Below are 810 nucleotides of genomic sequence, written 5' to 3' on the forward strand. Positions count from 1 at the left end.
GGCTCTGTCGCATTAAGCGGCTTATCAGGTAACATGCTGTTTTTTTTGTGATGTTACCTGCCCATGTCTCTGATCCGAAAAACTTTCAAACGCCTGCATTATCCTGCTGATGTCATTGCCCAGTGTGTTCGCTGGTATCTGGCTTATGCCCTGAGCCTGCGCAATCTCGAGGAGATGATGGCAGAGCGCGGCGTGATGGTTGACCATTCGACGCTTCACCGCTGGGTTATCCGCCTGGTGCCGTTGCTGGATAAGGCCTTCCGCCGGCATAAACGCAGTACAGGTCGCCGGTGGCGAATGGATGAAACCTACATCAAAGTCAGGGGGCAGTGGAGATATCTATACCGTGCGGTCGATACCTCAGGCCAGACCATTGATTTTTTGCTGACGGCGAAGCGGGATGCGGCAGCGGCATTACGCTTCTTCCGCAAGGCCATTCGCCACCATGGCGAACCTGAAGTGGTGACTATCGATAAGAGCGGTGCCAATACGGCGGCGCTGGCTACGCTCAATGCCGGTAAGGAAAAAGGGGAATGCATCACGGTCAGGCAGAACAAGTATCTGAACAACCTGATTGAGCAGGACCACCGGAATATCAAACGTCGGATAAAACTGATGATGGGATTCAAATCGTTCAGGCGGGCACAGACGATTCTGGCGGGAATTGAACTGGTGCATATGATACGCAAAGGGCAATACCAGCATCCGTCCTGGGACGGATTATCTCCGGCAGAACAGTTTTATCTGCTGACTGCCTGAAAAATAGACAATTCAATTTTACTGATCTGGTGTCGTTAATGCGACAGTACC

The 810-nt window shown here is 51.9% G+C and carries 1 protein-coding gene; it reads left to right on the forward strand.

What is annotated here, in order from left to right:
- The first annotated feature begins 63 nt into the window (after window positions 1–63).
- A complete protein-coding gene (locus D6C13_RS25315) occupies window positions 64–759 on the forward strand; it encodes an IS6 family transposase (RefSeq protein WP_120135349.1) in 696 nt (231 codons plus the stop codon).
- Window positions 760–810: the final 51 nt, after the last annotated feature.

Origin of the sequence: Rahnella woolbedingensis (assembly GCF_003602095.1) — a bacterium.
GTDB lineage: Bacteria > Pseudomonadota > Gammaproteobacteria > Enterobacterales > Enterobacteriaceae > Rahnella > Rahnella woolbedingensis.

Bases quoted from the DNA above. Each gene is read 5' to 3' on its own strand.
- D6C13_RS25315 (WP_120135349.1), top strand. From the start codon at position 64: ATGTCTCTGATCCGAAAAACTTTCAAACGCCTGCATTATCCTGCTGAT.